This is a genomic window from Vibrio sp. S234-5 (genome assembly GCF_000960595.1).
Taxonomy (GTDB): domain Bacteria; phylum Pseudomonadota; class Gammaproteobacteria; order Enterobacterales; family Vibrionaceae; genus Vibrio.
This window is the reverse complement of record NZ_JZAM01000094.1, coordinates 1-1,209: the sequence shown is the minus strand read 5'-3', so window position 1 is coordinate 1,209 and position 1,209 is coordinate 1. Positions and strand designations below refer to the sequence as shown.

Here is a 1,209-nt window from a genome sequence, read left to right as displayed (position 1 = left end):
CGTTAATAAAAGTAACTTTGAGAGAACTACTTGGTTTTCCGAGACGTCGGAAACCGTAATATCGGAAAATCAATTGGAGAATTCATCATGGCAGTGAATGTAAATACCAACGTAGCAGCAATGACAGCACAACGTTACCTAAACGGCGCAAACAGCGCACAACAAACGTCGATGGAACGCCTGTCTTCTGGTTTTAAAATCAACAGCGCGAAAGATGACGCAGCGGGTCTGCAAATCTCTAACCGTTTGAACGTACAAAGTCGTGGTTTGGATGTGGCGGTGCGTAACGCCAACGATGGTATCTCCATCGCGCAAACCGCAGAAGGTGCGATGAACGAAACCACCAACATCCTGCAACGTATGCGTGACTTGTCTTTGCAATCGGCTAACGGCTCAAACTCCAAAGCAGAGCGTGTGGCGATTCAAGAAGAAGTGACTGCGCTGAACGACGAGCTGAACCGTATCGCAGAAACCACATCATTTGGTGGTAACAAACTGCTCAACGGCACCTACGGCACCAAATCGATGCAGATTGGTGCGGACAACGGTGAAGCGGTAATGCTGTCTCTGAAAGACATGCGTTCAGACAACCAGATGATGGGTGGCGTTAGCTACCAAGCGGAAGAAGGGAAAGACAAAAACTGGACCGTTTCTGCCGGTGACAACGACCTGACTATCTCACTGACCGACACGTTTGGTAACGAGCAAGAGATCAACATCAACGCGAAAGCGGGCGATGACATCGAAGAGCTGGCTACTTATATCAACGGTCAAACCGACCTGCTGAAAGCGTCTATCGGTGAAGGCGGCAAGCTACAAATCTTCGCGGGTACCAACAAAGTTGACGGCGAAATCTCTTTCTCGGGCAGCCTAGCGGGTGAGCTTGGTATCGGTGACGGCAAAAAAGTGACGGTAGACACCATTGACGTGACCAGCGTGCAAGGTGCGCAAGAGTCGGTGGCAATTCTCGATGCGGCGCTGAAATACGTGGACAGCCACCGTGCGGAGTTGGGGGCGTTCCAGAACCGCTTCAACCACGCAATTAGCAACTTGGACAACATCAATGAGAACGTGAACGCGTCGAAGAGCCGTATCAAAGATACTGACTTCGCCAAAGAGACGACTCAATTGACCAAAACACAAATTCTGTCGCAAGCATCCAGTTCGATTCTTGCTCAGGCGAAACAAGCGCCAAACTCAGCGCTTAGC

General features: G+C 50.2%; 1 protein-coding gene. It reads left to right on the top strand.

All coding sequences use genetic code 11. The features are described 5' to 3' along the window. Positions 1-87 precede the first annotated feature (87 nt). The coding region (locus UF06_RS03625) for a flagellin (protein ID WP_045569225.1) at positions 88-1,209 on the top strand (1,122 nt) is incomplete at its 3' end.